Here is a 20,667-nt window from a genome sequence, read left to right on the forward strand (position 1 = left end):
CCGCGGAACCCCTGGATGCGGGGCATATCCCTCAGTTTCGGCCCGGGCGATCCAGCGGGAAAGACCGGTTTGCGGGATCCGGCACCCCGGCACGCAGGGTGGAGGTTTCAGACCTCGCAGTTCATCCTGAAGGTGTCAGATCGTGACGTATTTATCGACATGTAGACCTTGAACAGAATCGGGGCCCAGACCCATCCGACTTTGCGGAGCTGTACCCGATATGCCTTCCCTGCGAGATTCCCGTGACGCCCTGGGCCGACTGCCGGTCGCCACCCGCCTAGCCTGGGGCTTCGGCTTCCTGGTCGCGCTGCTGATGGTGCTGACCTGTGCCGGACTGCTGCTGCTGGGCCAGGATCCGGCGCTGCAGTCGCAGCGCCGGATCCTGGGCCTGATCGGCTCGGCGGCGATGGTGGTGGCCGGCATGGTCGCCTGGCTGATGGTCGACAGCCTGAAGTGGCCGCTGGACCGCACGCTCGACTTCGCCGAGCGCCTGGCCGACGGCGATGACACCGCTCCGGCACCGAAGATGAGCGCCGACGAGTTCGGCCAGCTCCAGCATGCGCTGATCGAGCTGCGCGACCGCCTGCGCCGCCAGGGCCGGGCCGCCGCGGCCGACGAGCTGCCGGATGCGCCGCTGCCGGAACACTTCACGCCGCTGCTGTCGCAGGTGCTGGCCCGGGCACAGTCGGGCCAGGGCCTGACGGCGCCCGCGTCGGTCGCGGCACCGGTGCCGCCGGTGGCGGCTCCCGCCGCCGTTTCCGCCGCAGCCCCGGTTGCCGCTCCGGTTGCGGCCTCGCGGGCGACCACGCCGTCGACCGAGCCGGCGGCCCCGTCCGACGCGGCGCTGCCGGCCGACGGTCCGGCCTTGGTGGCCGGCAGCGATCTGGTCATGCCGCTGACCGGCCTGACCCCGCGCGAGCTGCTCGACACCGCGGTGGCCGCCGCCCATCAGGGGGGCGACGTGGTCTCGCAGGTGGTGGCCAACATGGAGGACATCCGCCAGTCCAGCCGCCAGATCTCCGAGATCCTGGGCACCATCGACAGCATCGCCTTCCAGACGAATCTGCTGGCGCTGCAGGCCGCCATCGAGGCGGCGCAGGCGGGCGACAAGGGCAAGGGCTTCGCGGTCGTGGCCGGCGATGTGCGTGCGTTGGCGGTTCGGGCCGGCAATGCGGCGCGCGAGATCAAGCAGCTGGTCACCGCCTCGGCCGCGAAGGTCGAGTTCGGCGGCCGCCTGGCCCGCGATGCGGATGCGACGATGGACGCGCTGATCGTCTCGGTGCAGCGCATGACCGACATCGTCGAGCTCAGCGGTCCGGACCAGGACGGGCGCGATCCGTCGGCGGTGCAGGCCGAGCTGACCGGCAGCAGCATCGAGCAGCTCGACCAGCTGACCCGCCACAACGAGTCGGTGGTCAGCCAGAGCGCCAGCGCGGCCGAGGCGCTGCGCCAGCAGGCCGAGCGGCTGCAGAAGGTGGTCAACGCCTTCCAGCTGCTGCAGCGCACCCAGCAGGCGGCCTGGAATGCCCATCACGCCATTCACAGCGCCCAGGTCAAGGCCCGTGGCGAGGTGCCGCCGGCCCTGCCGCCGTTCCCGTCCTCGGACTGGGGCGCGCTCGACGGCATCGAGCCGAGTCCGCAGCCCCGGCGCCGTCGCGGCGACGAGCCCGGCAATGACGGCGGTGGCGGCGACTGGACCCGTTTCTGATCCGTTTCTGAAGGAGACGATTCGAGGCTGAACGGGACTGAACGAAGTCGGATGGGGCGAGGGCCGTCAGGGGTGGCGGCTCTCGGTCGAGGGGGAGAGGTCGGGGCCGGCAGCGATGCCGGCCCCGTTCCTTTTCAGCGCGGCCGCCGCGGGTCGGCTCAGTGCGGCGCGACCTGGCGCGCCTTGGCCAGCCACTGGCCGAGCGCGTCCGACAGGTCGCCGCGGCTGAAGCTGCAGCTCTCCTCGGTGAACAGCGCGCTCGACTCGACCTGCATCAGCAGCTGGCCCAGCACCTGGCTGTAGCGCTCGGGCAGCCCCGGCCAGTGCGCGGCGGTGTCGCGGAAGCCGTGCGCCAGCGCGCTGGCGTCGAGCTCGCCGCTGCGGAAGTCGATCAGCAGGGTGTCGAGGTGGCGGGTGCTCATCGGCAGTCTCCTTGTCGGGGGTCGGGAGGAAAGACAGGATGCCCGGCGCTCAGACCGGCTCGGTGCGGCGCAGCAGCCAGTCGAGCGCGGCGCCGTCCAGGCGCGGCGCCAGGCGGCGGCGCACCTCGGCGTGGTAGCCGTCGAGCCACTGCACCTCGTCCGGGCGCAGCAGCGACAGGTCGAGGCAGCGGCTGTCGATCGGGCAGAGCGTGAGCGTCTCGAAGGCGAGGTACTCGCCGAACTCGTCGGGCTTGCCCAGGCTGACGTTCAGCACCAGGTTCTCGATGCGGATGCCCCAGCGGCCGTCGCGGTACAGGCCCGGTTCGACCGAGGTGATCATGCCGGGGTGCATCGCCATCGAGGCCTCGGGCAGGGCGCGCGAGATGCTCTGCGGGCCCTCGTGCACATTGAGGAAATAGCCCACGCCGTGGCCTGTGCCGTGGCCGAAGTCGAGGCCGGCCTCCCACAGCGGCGCGCGCGCCAGCGCATCCAGGTGCGGCGAGAGCGTGCCGGCCGGAAAACGCGCCCGCGACAGCGCCATCGTGCCCTTGAGCACGCGGGTGAAGTCGGCTTTCTGCGCGGCCGAGGGCGTGCCGATCGGCCAGACGCGGGTGATGTCGGTGGTGCCGCCCAGGTACTGCGCGCCGGAGTCGATCAGCAGCAGGCCTTCGGCCACCAGCCCCTCGGGCGTGGAGATCCAGGCGAAGGCGTCCGGCGTGGCGCGGTAGTGCGGCATCGCGCCGTTGGCGTTGAAGCCGGCAATCGTCGGAAAGCTCAGGCTGACGAAGCCGTCTTCCTGGGCGCGCTCGGCCGTCAGGCGCTCGTCGACGGTCAGCTCGCTGATGGCCTCGCGGCCGAGCGCGGCCTCCAGCCAGGCGTAGAAGCGGCACATCGCCGCGCCGTCCTTTTCCATCGCCTCGCGGATGAAGGCGGCCTCGGCCGGCGTCTTGCGGCTCTTGGCCAGCGTGCTGGGGTTGATCGCCTCGACCACCCGCACGCCTGCGGGCACCGCCTCGCGCAGGCCCAGGGTGATGCGCTTCGGATCGACCAGCAGCACCGCCTCGGCCGGCAGCGCGGCCAGCGTCGGGGCGGCCTCGGCGTAGTCGGCCAGGTCGATGCCGTCGGCGGCCAGCCGCGCGGCCAGGTCCGCGTCGATCTTGCCGGCCGCGACGAAGAGCGTGGCGCGCGTCGGCCCGATCAGCAGGTGGGCCAGGAAGACCGGGTTGTAGTCGACGTCCGCACCGCGCAGGCTGGTGATCCAGGCGATGTCGTCGACGGTGGAGACCAGATGGTGGCTGGCGTGCTGGCGGGCCATCCCGGCGCGCACCGCCGCCAGCCGCTCGGCGCGCGGCACCGCCGCATGCGGCGCCAGATGCTCGCGCGCCGGCGCGCCCGGCAGGCCGGGGCGCTCGGGCCAGGCCTCGGTCATCAGGTCGAGATCGGTGCGCAGGCCGATGCCGTGGCGCTGCAGCGCGCTGGCCAGCATCTGCGCCGCCGCCAGGCCCAGCACCGCCGCGTCGACCGCCAGCGTCTGGCTGGGCGAGAGCGTGGTGGTCAGCCAGTCGATGTGGTGGGTGGCCGCGCCGGTGGGAATCTTCACCAGCTCGACCGTCGTGCCGGCCAGTTCGGCCTCGGCCTGCGTCCAGTAGCGGCTGTCGGCAAAGACCGCGGCGCGCTCGCGCGTGACCACCAGCGTGCCCATCGAGCCGGTGAAGCCGGAAAAATGCACCCGGCCCTGCCAGCGCTCGGGCAGGTATTCGGACAGGTGCGGGTCGCTGGAGGGCACCAGCACCGCGGCGAGGTCGTGGCGCGCCAGCGCCTGGCGCAGCGCGGCCAGGCGGGCGGGAATCGGGGAGGGCGAGTGGGTCATGTCGATGTCCGGGCAGGATCGTCAGGGGTCGCGGGAGAGATGCTGGCGGGGCCGTCCAGGCGCTGGCGCACCATCGCGATGTGGCTGCGCAGCGAGTAGAGCTCGTCGGCATAGCTCAGCGGCACCGGCAGGCGCTCGATGCGCGCATCGAGCTGATCGAGCTCGGCACGCAGCTCGGCCGGCGGCCGGCGGCCCTCGGCATGCTGCTGCTCGAGGTCGCGCAGCAGGCCGTACCAGCGGAAGATGCGCGAGCGCACCCGGAAGTTGTACAGCGGCGGCACCACCCGCGACAGCGGGATCAGCACCGCGACGATCGACAGCAGCACCACCCACATCCGGTCGATCAGATTGGCATAGCCGAAGGGCAGATGGCGCTGCAGCAGCGGCTCGCCGTTGGCGTAGAAGCGCTGCGCCTCCGGCGCGAGCGGATGCTCGCCGGTCTGGGCCTTCGGATATTCGCCCTTGCCCTGGAACCAGTTGGGCTCGCCGTGAATGCGCCGCGCGGCCTGCACCAGCAACTGCTGCAGCGCCGGATGGGTGTCCTCGCGCACCAGCAGCGAGGCGGTGGCCGCCACCAGTCGCACGTCCTGGCCGGGCAGATCCTGGGCCAGATCGACCACGCCGCGCGGCAGCAGCACTGGCGTGACCTGCGGCACCCGGCGCGCATAGGCCTCGGCCTGGGTGAAGTCGAACAGCCGGATGCCGGGCGTGATCAGCAGCATGCGCACGATCGGCGACTCCGGCGCCGACACCAGCGCCAGCGCGTCGAGCTGGCCGTCGAGCAGCGCCATCACCGCTGGCGTGGTCGGCAGCTGCGACAGCGGCAGCTTCGCCGGCTCCAGCCCGTTGGCGATCAGCAGCCGGTGCATCAGATGCGTGATGCCGCTGCCTTCCTGGCCGACATTGAGCCGCCACTCGGCGATCTGCGACAGGCTCTCCAGCCGCTCGCCGCCGAGCCGGGCACGGGCGCTGTCCTCGCGGTAGAAGATCCAGACCGGCTCGCGGAACAGCGCGCCCAGGCTCAGCAGCGCGTCGGGCGCATCGTTCTCGTCGCCGCTGCGCAGCGCGTCGGCGCCGCCCTGCACGAAGGCAGCATCGACCTCGCCGCGGCGCAGCAGCGCCAGGTTGTCGAGCGCGCCGCGGGTGGCGCGCAGCTCGACCTCGATGCCCTGGCGGGCCAGCGCGTCGCGGTAGAGCCGGCCGAACTCGGCATAGGCGCCCTGGGCGCCGCCGGTGGCCAGCACCATGCGCTGCGGCGGGATCGGGTCCAGCACCCGGTAGGCCAGCGCGACCAGGCCGATGGCCAGCAGCAGCACCGGCCCGCCCGTCAGCAGCAGGTCGCGCAGCGAGAGCAGCGCGCTGCGCAGTTGCAGCCTCATCGCCGCTCCTTTCGGTGCCGCCAGAGCAGCTCGGCGCTGAAGATCGCGCAGGCGGCCCAGATGATCATGAAGCCCTGGGCGCGGCCGCCGGCGAAGGGCTCGCCGAAGACCCACACGCCCAGCGCGAGCTGCAGCGTCGGGCCGATGTACTGCAGCATGCCCAGCAGGCTCAGCGGAATGCGCCGCGCGCCGCTGGCAAACAGCAGCAGCGGGATGGCGGTCAGCGGCCCGGCCGCCAGCAGCAGCATCTGCTGGTGCAGCGGCACCTGCGTCAGGCTGTCCTGGCCTTGCACCACCGCCCACAGCAGGCCGGCCGCGGCCAGCGGGCCCAGCAGGATCGTCTCCAGCGTCAGGCCCTCGAGCGCGCCCAGCGAGGCGGTCTTGCGCAGCAGCCCGTAGCTGGCGAAGGTGGCCGCCAGCGCCAGCGCGATCCAGGGCGCGGCGCCCTGCGTCAGCGTCAGCCAGACCACGCCTGCGGCGGCGAGGGCCACCGCCAGCCACTGCGCCGGCCGCAGCCGCTCCTTGAGCACCAGCCAGCCGGTCAGCACATTGACCAGCGGCGAGATGAAGTAGCCCAGGCTGGACTCCACCACCCGCCCCTGCGAGACCGCCCAGATGTAGATGAACCAGTTGGCCGCGATCAGCAGCGCGCTGGCGATGAAGCGCCGCATGACCGCCCGGTCGGCCAGCGCCGGGCGCAGCCAGCTCCACTGGCGCCGCACGCCCAGCACCCCGACCAGGAACAGCAGCGACCAGACGATGCGGTGCCCCAGCACCTCCAGCGCGCCCACGCCTTGCAGCAGCCGGAAATACAGCGGAAACAGTCCCCAGATGACATAGGCCGCAGCGGCCTGGAGGATGCCGGCGCGCATCAGGCGCCGTGTTCTTGAACTTGCATGAGCGCGAGGATAACCGCCGGCCCGATTCATGTCCGGAGCGCTTGAAACCGGCAGAATCGGCCTCATTCGCACCCGGGTCCGCCCTTTGCCTTCGATCGCCGTCCCCCCATGAAGATGCTCTGGCCTTTTCCTTCCTCGTCCGCTGCCGGTCTGGCGGCGCTGCTGCTGTCGGCCTCGCTGCTGGTGTCGCTGGCGGCCTGCGCCCGCGAGAGCGCCCAGGCCGCGCCGCGTGCGGTCACCCCGCGCGGCGCGCTGCTGAGCGAGGAGCAGGCGGTGGTGGGCCTGTTCGAGCAGTCCTCGCCCTCGGTGGCCTACATCACCACCGAGACGGTGCAGCGCGGTGTCTTTGGCGGTGCCGAGGTCAGCCAAGGCGCCGGCTCGGGCTTTGTCTGGGACGCCACGGGCCATGTGGTCACCAATTTCCATGTGGTCAAGGGCGCGCGCCGGGTGTTCGTGCAGCTCGATGCCGGCAAGCCCATCGAGGCCGAGGTGATCGGCGGCGCGCCGGAATACGATCTGGCGGTGCTGCGGCTCAAGAATGTGCCCAGGACGCTGCGCCCGGTGCCGCTGGGCTCGTCGCGCGACCTGCGCATCGGCCAGACCGTCTACGCCATCGGCAACCCCTTCGGCCTGCAGCGCACGCTGACCAAGGGCCTGGTGAGCGCGCTCGACCGCGAGCTGCCGACCGCCAACTTCCGCGAGGTCGCCGGCGTCATCCAGACCGATGCGGCGATCAATCCTGGCAACTCGGGCGGGCCGCTGCTCGACAGCGCCGGGCGGCTGATCGGCGTCAACACCGCGATCCGCTCGGCCAGCGGCAGCTCGTCGGGCATCGGCTTCGCGATTCCGGTCGATCTGGTCAACCGGGTGGTGCCTTCGCTGATCAACCGCGGCCAGGCGCCGCTGCCGGGCATCGGCGTCACGCCGATCTCGCCCGACCAGGTGGCGCGCGCGGGCATCTCGGGCGTGGTGCTCGGCGCGGTCGGCCGTGGCACGCCGGCGGCCTCGGCCGGCCTGCAGCCCTACAACCCGCAGACCGGCGACCTGGGCGACGTGATCGTCGGTGTCAACGGCCGCCCGGTGCAGACGCTGTCGACCTTCGTCGGCGAGCTGGAGCGCGCCGGCATCGACGCGACCGTCGAGCTGACGGTGCGCCGCGGCGAGAAGGAGCGCCGGGTGCGGGTGAAGGTGATCGATCTGCGGGGGTGAGCACGGCGGCGAGGGGGGGCGCCGTGTGCTGCCGTGCTGCGCTGGGGCTGTGTGTCTGGCGTGGGCCCTCGCCTTCGCGAGGGTGACGGAGTCGGCGAGGGTGACGGAGTCGGGCTGGACGGGGCGCTTTTGTCGTCATCCCCGCGAAGGCGGGGAGCCACGATCCTCCGCCTCGAAGGCGGTCTCCAGCAGGCGCAGCAGCTCGCGGGTGGCGGGGCCGGGCGGGTGGTGACGGCTCCAGACCACGTCCACCAGACGCGGGCTGACGTGGCGCGTCGCTGCCCGCTTCAGCCCAGCGCGTCGAGCAGTTCCGTCTCGAACTCGATCTGGCTGCGGTTGTGCTGCAGCACCGCACCGTCGACCAGGAAGGTGTCCTCGACCCGCTCGCCCAGCGTGCTGATCTTGGCCAGCTGCAGGTTGATCTGGTGGCGCGCCAGCACCCGGGCGATGCTGTAGAGCAGGCCGGAGCGATCGCTGGCCGAGACCGACAGCACCCAGCGCTGCGCCCGCTCGTCCGGGCGCAGCTGCACCCGCGGCGAGATCGGGAAGGACTTGACCCGGCGCGACAGCCGGCCCCGGCTGGGCTCGGGCAGCAGGCCTTCCTCGGTCAGCGTGGCCATCAGCTGGTGCTCGACCAGCGCGATCAGGTCGCGGTAGGCCTGATCGAAGAAGGGCGTGATGACCTGGAAGGTGTCGAGCGCGTAGCCGGCGCGGGTGGTGTGCACCCGCGCGTCGAGAATGCTGAACTGCGCCGCATCGAAGTAGCCGCAGATGCGCGCGAACAGGTCCTGGCGGTCGGGCGCGTAGACCAGCACCTGCAGGCCTTCGCCCACCGGCGAGAGCCGGGCGCTGACCAGCGGCTGCGGCGTGTCGGCGCGGCGGTTCAGCGCCCGCGCGTGCCAGGCGATCTCGTTGCTGTCGTGGCGGGCGAAGTAGTTGAGGTCGAGCGTCTTCCACAGCGCCTCCTCGGCGCCGGGCAGCATCGAGTGCAGCGCCAGCAGCTGGCGCGACTCCTGCTTGCGCAGCTCGATCTCGGCATCCATCTGCGGCTTGGCGCCGCCCAGCGCACGCAGCGTGGCGCGGAACAGGTCCTCGAGCAGCTTGCCCTTCCAGGCGTTCCAGACCTTCGGGCTGGTGCCACGGATGTCGGCCACCGTCAGCAGGTAGAGCGCCGTGAGACGGCGCGGATCCTTGACATGGCTGGCGAAGGCGTCGATCACGTCCGGGTCGGAGAGATCCTCCTTCTGCGCGACCCGCGACATCGTCAGATGCTCCTTGACCAGGAACTCGATCAGCCGGGCATCGTCCCGGGCGATGCGGTGGTCGCGGCAGAAGCGCCGCACCTCGACCGCGCCGAGGTCGGAGTGGTCGCCGCCACGGCCCTTGGCCACGTCATGGAACAGCGCCGCGACATACAGCAGCCACGGCTTGTCCCAGTGCGCGGCCAGCTGCGAGCAGAACGGGTATTCGTGCGTGTGCTCGGCGATGAAGAAGCGGCGCACGTTGCGCAGCACCATCATGATGTGCTGGTCCACGGTGTAGACGTGGAACAGGTCGTGCTGCATCTGGCCGACGATCTTGCGGAACACCCACAGGTAGCGCCCGAGCACCGAGGTGTCGTTCATCAGCCGGAAGACATGGGTCTGGCCCTGCGGCTGCTGCAGGATCTCCATGAAGGTGGCGCGGTTGACCGGATCGGCGCGGAACTTCGCGTCCATCAGTTCGCGGGCGTTGTAGAGCGCGCGCAGCGTGCGCGCCGACAGGCCCTTGCAGCCATGGCTGCGCTGGAAGACCAGGAAGGTCTGCAGGATGGCGTGCGGGTCGCGCTGGTAGAGATCGTCGCTGGCGACCTCGACCAGGCCGCCGCGGTCGAAGAAGCGGTCGTCGATCGGCCGCATCGGCGCGTCGCGCGAGCCCGACACATGCTCCTCGATGCCCAGCATCAGGATCTGGTTGAGCTGCACCACCGCCTTGGCCGCCCAGTAGTAGCGGCGCATCAGCGCCTCGCTGGCGCGCCGCTCGGGGGTGGAGGCATAGCCGAAGCTCTCGGCCACCGCGGTCTGCAGGTCGAAGACCAGACGGTCCTCGCGCCGGCCGGCGATGGTGTGCAGGCGGGCGCGGATCAGGCGCAGCAGGCCCTCGTTGCGCTGCAGCTGCGTGGCCTCGAAGCGGGTGATCAGGCCCTTCTTCACCAGCTCTGCCCAGGAGCGGCCCAGACCGGCGCCCTGGGCCACCCAGCGCACCACCTGCAGGTCGCGCAGGCCGCCCGGGCTTTCCTTGCAGTTGGGCTCGAGCGAGAACGGGGTGTTCTCGTACTTGACGTGACGCTGCTGCATCTCGAGCGTCTTGGCGCGCAGGAAGGCGGCCGGGTCGAGCACGTCGGCGGTCCAGCGCCGGAACTGCTCGAAGAGCTTGCGGGTGCCGCAGAGGAAGCGCGCCTCCAGCATCGCGGTCTGCACCGTCACGTCGGCCTGCGCCTCGGCGACGCACTCGTCGACGGTGCGCACGCTCGAGCCGATCTCCAGGCCGATGTCCCAGCAGGCGGTGATGAAGGCCTCGACGCCGGCGCGGCGCGGGTCGGGCGTGGCCTCGGGATCCAGCGCCTGGCCGTGCGGCTCGGCCATGTCGTCGGGCAGCAGCACCAGCACGTCGACATCCGAGTGCGGGTAGAGCTCGCCGCGGCCGTAGCCGCCGACGGCCACCAGCGCCGCGCCGCGTGGCAGATCGCCCTGCTGCCACAGCTGGGTGATCACGCCGTCGACATGCTGGCTGATCTGGCGCACCAGCTGCGAGGCCGCCGGCACGGTGGCCGGGCCGTCGCGGAACTGGCGGATCAGGGTCTGCTTGCCTTCGCGCATCAGCCGGCGCAGCTCGGCCACCGGCAGCACGTCGGAGACGTCGCTGCGACGTTCGGACAGACGCATCCCGGCGCCTCAGCAGCGGGTGGTGGTGACGAAGTCGGGCAGCGGCGGGCTGCCGTCCGACAGCGTCAGCACCTCGTAGCCGGTCTCGGTGACGACGACGGTGTGCTCCCACTGCGCCGACAGCGAGCGGTCCTTGGTGACGATGGTCCAGCCGTCGCCGCCTTCCTTGATCTCGCGCCGGCCGGCATTGACCATCGGCTCGATGGTGAAGACCATGCCTGGCTTGAGCTCGTCGAGCGTGCCGGGGCGGCCGTAGTGCAGGATCTGCGGCTCCTCGTGGAACTTGCGGCCGATGCCGTGGCCGCAGAACTCGCGCACCACCGACAGGCCCTGGTTCTCGACGAAGGTCTGGATGGCGTTGCCGATGTCGCCCAGTCGGGCACCGGGCTTGACCTTCAGGATGCCCTTCCACATCGCGTCATAGGTGAGGGCGCACAGGCGCTTGGCGGCGATCGAGCCCTCGCCGACCACGAACATGCGGCTGGTGTCGCCGTGCCAGCCATCCTTGATGACGGTGATGTCCAGGTTGACGATGTCGCCGTTCTTCAGCGGCTTGTCGCTGGGGATGCCGTGGCAGATGACCTGGTTGACCGAGGTGCAGATCGACTTCGGGTAGGGCTTGTAGCCCGGCGGCTGGTAGTTCAGCGGCGCAGGGATGGCCTTCTGCACGTTCACGATGTGGTCGTGCGCGATGCGGTCGAGCTCGTTGGTGGTCACGCCCGGGCGGACGTGCGGGCCGAGAAGGTCCAGGACTTCGGAGGCGAGGCGGCAGGCCGTGCGCATCGCCTCGATGTCTGCGGCGGTCTTGATCGTGATCGACATGGTGAGTGATTATCGCATCCATGGACAAGATCGATACCCTGGTGGTCGGCGCGGGCGTGGTGGGGCTGGCCGCGGCGCGCGCGCTGGCGCAGGCCGGGCGCGAGGTGGTGATCGCCGAGGCGCGCGAGGCCTTCGGCACAGTCACCAGCGCGCGCAGCAGCGAGGTGATTCACGCCGGACTCTATTACCCGACCGGTTCGCTCAAGGCGCGGCTGTGCGTGCGCGGGCGCGATCTGCTGTATGCCTACTGCGCCGAGCGCGGCATCGCGCACCGGCGCTGCGGCAAGCTGATCGTCGCCACCGCCGAGGCGCAGCTGGAACGGCTCGACGCGCTGCTGGCCCAGGCCTGGGCCAACGGCGTCGACGATCTGCAGCGCCTGAGCGCCGAGCAGGCGCGCGCGATGGAGCCCGCGCTGGCCTGCGTGGCCGCGCTGTGGTCGCCCTCGACCGGCATCGTCGACAGCCACGGCCTGATGCTGGCGCTGCTGGCCGACGCCGAGGCCGCCGGCGCGGTGCTGGCGCTGAAGTCGCCGGTGCAGGCCCTCGAGGCGCTCGACGCCGGCCGCGACGGCTACCGGGTGACGATCGACGGCGAGACGCTGCAGGTGCGCCGGCTGGTCAATGCCGCCGGACTGGCGGCGCCCGATCTGGCCGCGCGGCTGCAGGGCCGCCCGCCGGGCGCGCCACGTCCGCCCGAGGCGCATTTCTGCAAGGGCAGCTATTTCACCTTCGCGGGCCGCGCGCCGTTCTCGCGGCTGATCTACCCGGTGCCGGAGGCCGCCGGCCTGGGCGTGCATGTCACGCTGGACCTGGGCGGGCAGATGCGCTTCGGCCCGGACGTCGAGTGGCTGGACATCGCGTCCGAGGCGCAGATCGACTACCGGGTCGATGCGCGCCGCCAGGCCGGCATGGCCGAGGCGATCCGGCGCTACTGGCCGGGCCTGCCCGAGGGCGCGCTGCAGCCCGGCCACGCCGGCGTGCGGCCGAAGATCGCGGGGCCGCAGGCACCGTCGGCCGACTTCCGCATCGACACCGCGGCGGTGCATGGCCTGCACGGGCTGGTCGAGCTGCTGGGCATCGAGTCGCCCGGGCTGACCGCCTCGCTGGCGATCGGCGAACAGGTCGCGGCCGCACTGGGCGACGCACTCCACTAGAATCCCGGACTTGTCTCACGGTCCGGCCCCTGGCCGTGCCGCGCCGGCCGTGGCACCGCGCCGCCCGCCGACCCCACCGCATCAACAGCCCTTCGGGACTCACACGCGTGTCTTCCTCCTCCCCCAAGCACCTCCAGCATTTCGAGGGCGGCAACGCCCTTTCCGCCTTCCGCGCCCAGGCGCTGCTGCCGCGCCTGCAGGCCGTCAGCGCCCGCATCGTCGGCGTGTCGGCCCGCCATGTGCACTGGGTCTGGAGCGATCGCGCGCTGGACGCGGCCGCGCATGACAAGCTCGCCGCGCTGCTGACCTACGGCGACGCCGCCGAGGCCGCGGCCGAGGGCGAGCTGGTGGTGGTGATGCCGCGCCTGGGCACCGTGTCGCCGTGGGCCTCCAAGGCCACCGACATCGCCCACAACTGCGGCCTGGACATTCACCGCGTCGAGCGCGTCACCGAGTTCCGCCTGCAGCTCAAGTCCGGCCTGATCGATGCGCTCAAGGGTGGCGCCAAGCCGCTCTCGCGCGAGGAGATCGAGGCCTGCGCGATGCTGCTGCACGACCGCATGACCGAGTCGGTCGCCTTCGACCGCGAGGCCGGCCGCCATCTGTTCGACGCCCAGCAGGCCGAGCCGCTGGCCCATGTCGACGTGATCGGCCAGGGCCGCGCGGCGCTGGAAGTCGCCAACAAGGACTTCGGCCTGGCGCTGTCGGACGACGAGATCGACTACCTGGTCAAGGCCTTCACCGAGCTCCAGCGCAACCCCAGCGACGTCGAGCTGATGATGTTCGCGCAGGCCAACTCCGAGCACTGCCGCCACAAGATCTTCAACGCGAACTTCACCATCGACGGTCAGGCGCAGGACCTGTCGATGTTCGGCATGATCCGCAACACGGAGAAGCTGGCGCCGCAGTGCACCGTCATCGCCTACAGCGACAACGCCGCGGTGATGGAGGGCGGCCCGGTCGAGCGCTGGCTGCCGCAGGGCTACACCAACGCGCCGCAGTACGGCGCGCGCGCCGAGACCGCGCATGTGCTGATGAAGGTCGAGACGCACAACCACCCGACCGCCATCTCGCCGTTCCCGGGCGCCTCCACCGGCGCCGGCGGCGAGATCCGTGACGAGGGCGCGACCGGTCGCGGCTCCAAGCCCAAGGCCGGCCTGACGGGCTTCCATGTCTCCAACCTGAATCTGCCCGGCACGAACGAGCCGTGGGAGAACGATGCTGTCGGCAAGCCCGAGCACATCGCGAGTCCCCTGCAGATCATGACCGAGGGCCCGCTGGGGGGCGCGGCGTTCAACAACGAGTTCGGCCGTCCGAACCTGGCCGGCTACTTCCGCGTCTTCGAGCAGACGGTGGCGGGCGTGCGCCGCGGCTACCACAAGCCGATCATGATCGCCGGCGGCCTGGGCACGATCAGCGCCGGCCAGACCGACAAGCTGCCCTTCGGCGCCGGCACGCTGCTGGTGCAGCTCGGCGGCCCGGGCATGCGCATCGGCATGGGCGGCGGCGCCGCCTCGTCGATGGCTGCGGGCACCAACACCGCCGCGCTCGACTTCGACTCGGTGCAGCGCGGCAACCCCGAGATCGAGCGCCGGGCGCAGGAGGTCATCAACCACTGCTGGGCGCTGGGCGAGAGCAACCCGATCATGGCCATCCACGACGTGGGCGCGGGTGGCATCTCCAACGCCTTCCCCGAGCTGGTCGACGGCGCCGGCAAGGGCGCGACCTTCGACATCCGCAAGGTGCCGCTGGAGGAGACCGGCCTGGCACCGAAGGAAATCTGGTGCAACGAGAGCCAGGAGCGCTATGTCCTGGCGGTCAACCCGGACCTGCTGCCGCTGTTCGACGAGATGTGCCGTCGCGAGCGCGCGCCCTACGCGGTGGTGGGCATCGCCACCGACGAGCGCGAGCTGATCCTCGAGGACGGCCCCGGCGGCGAGCGCCCGATCGACATGCCGATGGACGTGCTGCTGGGCAAGCCGCCGAAGATGCACCGCGACGTCGCCCGCGTCGCCCGCACCGAGCGGCCGCTGGACCTGACCGGCGTGAACCTCGACGAGGTGGCGCTGTCGGTGCTGCGCCATCCGACGGTGGCCTCCAAGCGCTTCCTGATCACCATCGGCGACCGCACCGTGGGCGGCATGAGCCACCGCGACCAGATGGTCGGTCCGTGGCAGGTGCCGGTGGCCGACTGCGCGGTCACGCTGGCCGACTACGCCGGTTTCCGCGGCGAGGCGATGTCGATGGGCGAGCGCACTCCGCTGGCCTCGCTGGACGCGCCGGCCTCCGGCCGCATGGCGGTCGCCGAGGCGATCACCAACCTGCTGGCCGCGCCGATCGAGCTCTCGCGCGTGAAGCTTTCGGCCAACTGGATGGCCGCCTGCGGCGAGCCGGGCGAAGACGCTGCGCTCTATGACACCGTGCGTGCGGTGGGCATGGAGCTGTGCCCGGCGCTGGGCATCGGCATCCCGGTCGGCAAGGATTCGCTGTCGATGCGCACCAAGTGGAGCGACCAAGGCGAGACGAAGCAGGTCGTGGCGCCGGTCTCGCTGGTCGTCACCGCCTTCGTCACGCTCGACGACGTGCGCGGCACGCTCACGCCGCAGCTCAAGACCGATACCCCGGCCGGCCTGGACACCACGCTGATCCTGGTCGATCTGGGCCAGGGCCGGAACCGCATGGGCGGCTCGATGCTGGCGCAGGTGCTCGGCCAGTTCGGCGACACCGTGCCGGACGTGGATGATCCGGCGCAGCTCAAGGCGCTGGTGGCGGTGGTCAACGAACTGCGCGGCCAGGGCAAGCTGCTGGCCTACCACGACCGCAGCGACGGCGGCCTGTGGGCGGCAGCCTGCGAGATGGCCTTCGCCGGTCACGTCGGCGTGAGCCTGAACGTCGACCTGCTGGTCACCGAAGGCGACGGCATCAGCGACAGCCGCGCCGACATGGGCGACTCGAAGAACTGGGCCACCCAGGTCGGCGAGCGCCGCAACGAGCTGACGCTGAAGGCGCTGTTCAACGAGGAGCTCGGCGTCGTGCTGCAGGTCGCCACCGCCGACCGCGACGAGGTGATCCGCACGCTGCGCGCGCACGGCCTGAGCCGCCACAGCCACGTGATCGGCAAGACCAACAACCGCGCGGCCGTGGAGGTCTGGCGCGATGCCAAGACGGTGTTCAGCGCGCCGCTGCAGCAGCTGCACCAGACCTGGGACGAGGTGAGCTGGCGCATTGCCGCGCAGCGCGACAACCCGGCCTGCGCCGACAGCGAGCATGCCGCCGCCGGCGCGCCGGACGACACCGGCCTGCATGTGGCGCTGAGCTTCGACGCGAGCGAGGACGTCGCCGCGCCCTTCATCGCCAAGACCCGTCCGAAGGTGGCGATCCTGCGCGAGCAGGGCGTCAACTCGCATGTCGAGATGAGCTACGCGATGGCGCAGGCCGGCTTCGACACCTTCGACGTGCACATGAGCGACCTGCAGGCGGGCCGCGCGCGCCTCGACCAGTTCCACGGTCTGGTCGCCTGCGGCGGCTTCTCCTACGGCGACACGCTGGGCGCCGGCGAGGGCTGGGCGCGCTCGGTGCTGTTCAACCCGGTGCTGGCCGAGCAGTTCTCGGCCTTCTTCCAGCGCCAGGACACCTTCGCGCTGGGCGTGTGCAACGGCTGCCAGATGATGGCCGCGCTTAGCCCGATCATCCCGGGCGCGCAGGACTGGCCGAAGTTCACCCGCAACAAGAGCGAGCAGTTCGAGGCGCGCCTGTCGCAGGTCGAGATCCTCGAGAGCCCGTCGATCTTCTTCCAGGGCATGGCTGGCAGCCGCCTGCCGATCGCGGTGGCGCACGGCGAGGGCTTCGCCGACTTCTCGCAGCGTGGCGATGCGGCCAAGGTCCACCGCGCGATGCGCTTCGTCGATTCGGCCGGTCGTCCGACCGAGGCCTATCCGGCCAACCCGAATGGCAGCCCGGACGGCCTGACCTCGGTCACCACCGCCGACGGCCGCTTCACCGTGCTGATGCCGCACCCGGAGCGCGTCTTCCGCAACGTGCAGCTGAGCTGGACTTCGGGCGAGGTCTCCGAGCGCAGCCCGTGGGCGCGCATGTTCGGCAACGCGCGCCGCTGGGTCGGCTGAAGACCGAAGACCACAGCGCGAGCACGGGCTCCGAGCCCGTGCCCGCCAACGACCAAGGGGCCGGCACCGTCAGGTGGCCGGCCCCTTGTGCGTCGGGGAGTTCGGAAAGGGGCGTTGCGGGAGTGGTGCGGTGCAGGATGCAGGCGCCCATGTCCGGCATGCAAGCCGGCGCGCCTGTCCTCGGTGGGACTAAGGCAAGGACTGGCCTTCGGCCGTGCTGCTGCGGTGAGCCTGGATTGCCGCACGCACCACCTGCGCCGCACCATCGGCGCATTCGGGGAGCTGCTCGACGCGGTCTTGTTCGATGGCCTGCAGTACGATCTCGGTCAGGGCGCCGACGATCGCGTTGGCCTGCCAGGCGGCCGCATCACCTTCGGCCTGCTGCGGCAGGTCGGCGATCAGGTCCGCGAGCTGGCGATGCACCTTGCGGCGCGCCTGCAGGCCTTCCGAGCCGACGGCCAGCACGTCGATGAAGAGCGTGCGCATCAGCAGTGGATTGGCGGCGAGATGGCCGAAGTAGGCCTTGACCGCCTGATCCACCCGCGTCGTCCAGTCCTGGGACGGCTCGATGGCTTTCGAGAGCGAGCTGATGCTGCGCTGGCTGGCATTCTCGTAGAGCGCGATCAGGCACTCCTGCTTGGTCCGGAAATGCTCGTAGAACGTTCGCTTCGACACCCGGGCCGCGGTGGCGATGTCGGCGATGGTGGTGTCTGCATACCCCTTGGTGGCGACGCAGCGCGCCATGCCCTCGAGGAGACGAGTACGGTGGTCCAGTGAAGAAGAAATTATGGCTGTTTGCTCGATCATGGGGCTTCCCCTCTGCCCAATCGTACTTGAGCTTTCCTGCTTGAAAGCAGAAAAAATGATAAAAAAGGGTACCTATCATTACCAAAGACTACCGAATCTGTGCAGCCGATAGCAATGAAAGGCTTCGTGACGAACTTGGCGTCACGAAGTCTCAAGTCTCGGAGCGCAAGGGTGACAGCAAAGCAGCAAAGTGGTACGGCTCTTACCCGTTTATTTGATTTTGTTTCTTGCTGCTTTGGATCGAATCCGTTCCATTCAGGCGAAATATTCATCCTGACGCAGATAACGCCACTGTCCGACCGGCAGATGGCCCAGCGGAACGCTGCCGATGCGCACCCGCTTCAGTCCGACGACCTTCAGGCCGACGGCTTCGCACATGCGCCGGATCTGACGTTTCCTGCCTTCACGCAGCACGAAACGCAGTTGATCTTCGTTCTGCCAGCTGACCTTGCAGGGACGAAGCTGCTTGCCGTCCAGGCTCAGGCCGTGGTTGAGCAGCGCCAGGTCCTCGTCGGGCAGTCGGCCTTCACGGGTGTATTCGACCCGGACCAGATATTCCTTTTCCACCTCGGATTCATCGCCGATCAACTGGCGGGCGACCCGGCCGTCCTGAGTCAATACCAGCAGACCGACAGAATCGATGTCGAGCCGGCCGGCCGGAGCGAGGTTTCGCAGATGGCCCGGATGCCAGCGCAGACCGGAACGATCCTCCGCCCACTGGTTTTCCGGACGAATCAGTGCAACCGCCGGCTCATACCCATCCTCGGCCTGGCCGCTGACATGGCCGATTGGCTTGTTCAGCAGGATGGTGACGCGGCGAGCCTGTTCCTTGTGGGCTCGTTCATCCACCTCGATGCGGTCGTCTGGCAGCACCCGCTGGCCCAGCACCGCCGGTTTGCCGTTGACGCTGACCCAGCCGGCCTCGATCCATTCATCGGCTTCGCGGCGCGAGGCCAGGCCGAGCGCGGTCATGCGCTTGGACAGGCGCTCGCCATCCTGCTCGGGTCGGGCAGGGGCGGCGGCCGCAGCAGCTTCCACCATCTGCCGGGCCAGCTGCGGATTGGCCACGCTGCGCAGCGGCCGTGCGGCGGGATCGCGCTGGACGGGCGGGCGGTCCGGGCGCTGCTGCGGGTGGCCGGTGTCCGGATTGCGGCTGGCGCGCTCAAGGATCTGGCGCGCACGCTCGGCATTGCCGACGCTGCGCAGCGGCGAGGCCGGGGCCTCGATGCCCGGGCGGCCCGGGCGTGCAGCGCGCGGATCGCGGCGATCGCCATGGCGTGGATCATCGCGGCGGGGTTCTCGGCGGGCGTCGTGACGTGGATCCTGGCGCGGATCCTGACGTGGATCGCGGCTGGCACGGGCCTGGCGCGGGTCACGCGAATCGCGAGGATCGCGAGCGTCGCGCGGACCGGGTCGGCTTCCTTGACGGCGCTCGTCCTGCCAGCGCGGTGTCTCGGACGGGGCGGGGCGTTGGGCGAACTCCTCGGCCTGGCGGGCGCGCTGCTCCTGGGCCTCGGCCAGCGTCGGGCGCTGGCGCATGCCGCTGCTGCGCAGCGGCCGGTTGCGGGAGGAGGGCGTGTCGGCGCTGGCGCCGGGTTTCTTTTTCAGTGTGAGCGTGACCATGTCGTGTTTTGACAGCCAGACCTGAAGCCGGGCAGAAGGGAGCTGCCACAGGCCTGTGCTATCTTCAATCGCAGTATTGAACAACAGAGAGATGCCCCGTCAATCGGGGCGTTTTCTTGTCCGAGCCTCAGGAAAGGGTTGATTGCGTGGATATCGTGATGTTGTTGAAGGCGGCGGTGATGGGCATCGTCGAGGGCCTGACCGAGTTCCTGCCGATCTCGAGCACCGGCCATCTGATCCTGGCCGGGCAGCTGCTCGGCATGAACGCGCACATGAGCGAGGCCACCGTCAAGGTCTTCGACATCGCCATCCAGACCGGCGCGATCTTCGCGGTCATCCTGGTCTACTGGCAGCGGCTGTCGAGGACCGTGACCCACCTGGGCAGCAGCCGTGACGCGCGCCGCTTCGCGCTGAACGTGCTGATCGGCTTTCTGCCGGCGGTGGTGCTGGGCCTGCTGATCGGCAAGATGGTCAAGGCCCATCTGTTCACGCCCATCATCGTCGCTTCCGCCTTCATCGTCGGCGGTCTGATCATCCTGTGGGCCGAGCGTCGCCCAGCCAGCGCAGTGCGGGTGCACTCGGTCGACGACATGACGGCGCTGGATGCGCTGAAGGTCGGGCTGGTGCAGTGCGTCGCGATGATTCCCGGCACCAGCCGCTCGGGCTCGACCATCATCGGCGGCATGCTGATGGGCCTGTCGCGCCAGACCGCGACCGACTTCAGCTTCTTCCTCGGCATTCCGACGCTGATCGGCGCCGGTGCCTACAGCCTGCTGAAGGAGCGCGAGCACCTGTCGATGGCCGACGCGCCGATGTTCATCGTCGGTCTGGTGTTCTCCTTCCTGTCGGCCTGGCTGTGCGTGCGCTGGCTGCTGAAGTATGTCGCGACGCACGACTTCGTGCCCTTTGCCTGGTACCGGATCGGCTTCGGTCTGCTGATCCTGGTGACCTCCTACACGGGCGTGGTCAACTGGACCGAGTGAAGACCAGATCCCAGACGCCGTGGCCGAGCTTCAGGCCGCGGTTCTCGAACTTGGTCAGCGGCCGGTAGTCCGGCTTGGGCGCATAGCCCTCGGCGGTGTTGGCCAGCTGCGGCTCGGCCGACAGCACCTCCAGCATCTGCTCGGCATAGGGCTGCCAGTCGGTGGCGCAGTGCAGGTAGCCGCCCGGCGCCAGCCGGGTGACCAGGCGGGCGACGAACTCCGGCTGGATCAGCCGGCGCTTGTTGTGCTTCTTCTTGTGCCACGGGTCGGGAAAGAAGATGTGCACGCCGGCGAGCTGGCCCGGCGCGATCATGTGCTCGAGCACCTCGACCGCGTCGTGCTGGACGATGCGCAGGTTGCCCAGCGCGCGCTCGTCGATCAGCTTGAGCAGCGCGCCCACGCCGGGCGTGTGCACCTCGACGCCGAGAAAGTCGGTGTCCGGGCGGTTCGCGGCGATCTCTGCGGTCGCCCCGCCCATGCCGAAGCCGATCTCCAGCACCAGCGGCGCGCTGCGGCCCCAGACGGCCGCCGCGTCGAGCGGCTCGGCGCGGTAGGGCAGGCAGAAGCGCGGGCCGAGCTCCTCGAGCGCGCGGATCTGGCCGGTGCCCATGCGGCCGGCACGCACCACGAAGCTGCGGATCGCACGGCGCGGTGCGCCTTCGGTGGAGGTCTCGTCGGCATCCGTGCCGATGGGGTCGAGGGGGGGCTGGGAGTCGTTCATGGAATGCGAAGCGCCGCATGCG

At 70.3% G+C, this 20,667-nt stretch carries 14 protein-coding genes; 5 read left to right on the forward strand and 9 right to left on the reverse strand.

All coding sequences use genetic code 11. The features are described from left to right. Positions 1-220 precede the first annotated feature (220 nt). Positions 221-1,708, forward strand: a complete 1,488-nt coding sequence (locus BW996_RS22445) for a methyl-accepting chemotaxis protein (protein WP_051632184.1) — start codon at positions 221-223, stop codon at positions 1,706-1,708. Between the two features lie 158 nt (positions 1,709-1,866). On the opposite strand, the gene BW996_RS04510 is transcribed toward BW996_RS22445, so the two are convergent. Genes BW996_RS04510 through rarD form a run of 4 tightly spaced genes read right to left on the reverse strand, consistent with a single transcriptional unit; the run spans position 1,867 to position 6,251 of the window. After that, a complete protein-coding gene (locus BW996_RS04510) occupies positions 1,867-2,130 on the reverse strand; it encodes a hypothetical protein (protein ID WP_037484561.1) in 264 nt (87 codons plus the stop codon). Between the two features lie 49 nt (positions 2,131-2,179). Then, positions 2,180-4,000, reverse strand: a complete 1,821-nt coding sequence (locus BW996_RS04515; protein WP_037484562.1) for an aminopeptidase P family protein — start codon at positions 3,998-4,000, stop codon at positions 2,180-2,182. Beyond that, positions 3,997-5,379, reverse strand: coding sequence for a TAXI family TRAP transporter solute-binding subunit (locus tag BW996_RS04520; protein ID WP_037484563.1), 1,383 nt, complete (start codon positions 5,377-5,379; stop codon positions 3,997-3,999). Before BW996_RS04520 ends, BW996_RS04515 begins: the two co-directional genes overlap by 4 nt. Continuing rightward, on the reverse strand, positions 5,376-6,251 hold the full coding sequence (gene rarD / locus BW996_RS04525; protein WP_037484564.1) for an EamA family transporter RarD: 876 nt from the start codon (positions 6,249-6,251) through the stop codon (positions 5,376-5,378). The genes BW996_RS04520 and rarD overlap by 4 nt, the downstream gene beginning before the upstream one ends. A 135-nt stretch (positions 6,252-6,386) precedes the next feature. Between rarD and BW996_RS04530 the strand changes: the two genes are divergently transcribed. After that, a complete protein-coding gene (locus BW996_RS04530) occupies positions 6,387-7,487 on the forward strand; it encodes a S1C family serine protease (protein ID WP_139330741.1) in 1,101 nt (366 codons plus the stop codon). Between the two features lie 287 nt (positions 7,488-7,774). On the opposite strand, the gene BW996_RS04535 is transcribed toward BW996_RS04530, so the two are convergent. Continuing rightward, positions 7,775-10,411: a [protein-PII] uridylyltransferase gene (locus tag BW996_RS04535; RefSeq protein ID WP_051632185.1), complete on the reverse strand. Its 2,637-nt coding sequence runs from the start codon at positions 10,409-10,411 to the stop codon at positions 7,775-7,777. A 9-nt stretch (positions 10,412-10,420) separates the two neighbouring features. Continuing rightward, positions 10,421-11,233, reverse strand: coding sequence for a type I methionyl aminopeptidase (gene map / locus BW996_RS04540; protein ID WP_037484565.1), 813 nt, complete (start codon positions 11,231-11,233; stop codon positions 10,421-10,423). Positions 11,234-11,253: 20 nt separating this feature from the next. On the opposite strand from map, the gene BW996_RS04545 reads away from it, so the two are divergent. Both BW996_RS04545 and purL read left to right on the forward strand, forming a co-directional pair. Next, a complete protein-coding gene (locus BW996_RS04545) occupies positions 11,254-12,387 on the forward strand; it encodes an NAD(P)/FAD-dependent oxidoreductase (RefSeq protein WP_037484566.1) in 1,134 nt (377 codons plus the stop codon). A 107-nt stretch (positions 12,388-12,494) separates the two neighbouring features. After that, the gene (gene purL / locus BW996_RS04550) at positions 12,495-16,511 is read left to right on the forward strand and encodes a phosphoribosylformylglycinamidine synthase (RefSeq protein ID WP_076458661.1); all 4,017 of its coding nucleotides are present in this window, start codon (positions 12,495-12,497) and stop codon (positions 16,509-16,511) included. Positions 16,512-16,700: 189 nt separating this feature from the next. Here purL and BW996_RS04555 read toward each other — a convergent pair whose 3' ends face one another. Together BW996_RS04555 and BW996_RS04560 are read right to left on the reverse strand one after the other, a co-directional pair. After that, positions 16,701-17,318: a TetR/AcrR family transcriptional regulator gene (locus BW996_RS04555; RefSeq protein WP_037483739.1), complete on the reverse strand. Its 618-nt coding sequence runs from the start codon at positions 17,316-17,318 to the stop codon at positions 16,701-16,703. Positions 17,319-17,573: 255 nt separating this feature from the next. Beyond that, positions 17,574-18,941 (reverse strand): pseudouridine synthase, encoded by a 1,368-nt coding sequence (locus BW996_RS04560; protein ID WP_076458664.1) that lies wholly within the window; start codon positions 18,939-18,941, stop codon positions 17,574-17,576. Positions 18,942-19,087: 146 nt separating this feature from the next. On the opposite strand from BW996_RS04560, the gene BW996_RS04565 reads away from it, so the two are divergent. Continuing rightward, positions 19,088-19,924 (forward strand): undecaprenyl-diphosphate phosphatase, encoded by an 837-nt coding sequence (locus tag BW996_RS04565; RefSeq protein ID WP_037483741.1) that lies wholly within the window; start codon positions 19,088-19,090, stop codon positions 19,922-19,924. Here the strand turns inward: BW996_RS04565 and trmB are convergent. Further along, complete coding sequence (gene trmB, locus BW996_RS04570; RefSeq protein ID WP_081838212.1) at positions 19,908-20,645, reverse strand: tRNA (guanosine(46)-N7)-methyltransferase TrmB; 738 nt, start codon at positions 20,643-20,645, stop codon at positions 19,908-19,910. The two genes, BW996_RS04565 and trmB, sit on opposite strands and share 17 nt — an antisense overlap. Positions 20,646-20,667 lie beyond the last annotated feature (22 nt).

It is taken from the genome of Sphaerotilus natans (assembly GCF_900156335.1).
Lineage (GTDB): Bacteria > Pseudomonadota > Gammaproteobacteria > Burkholderiales > Burkholderiaceae_C > Sphaerotilus > Sphaerotilus natans.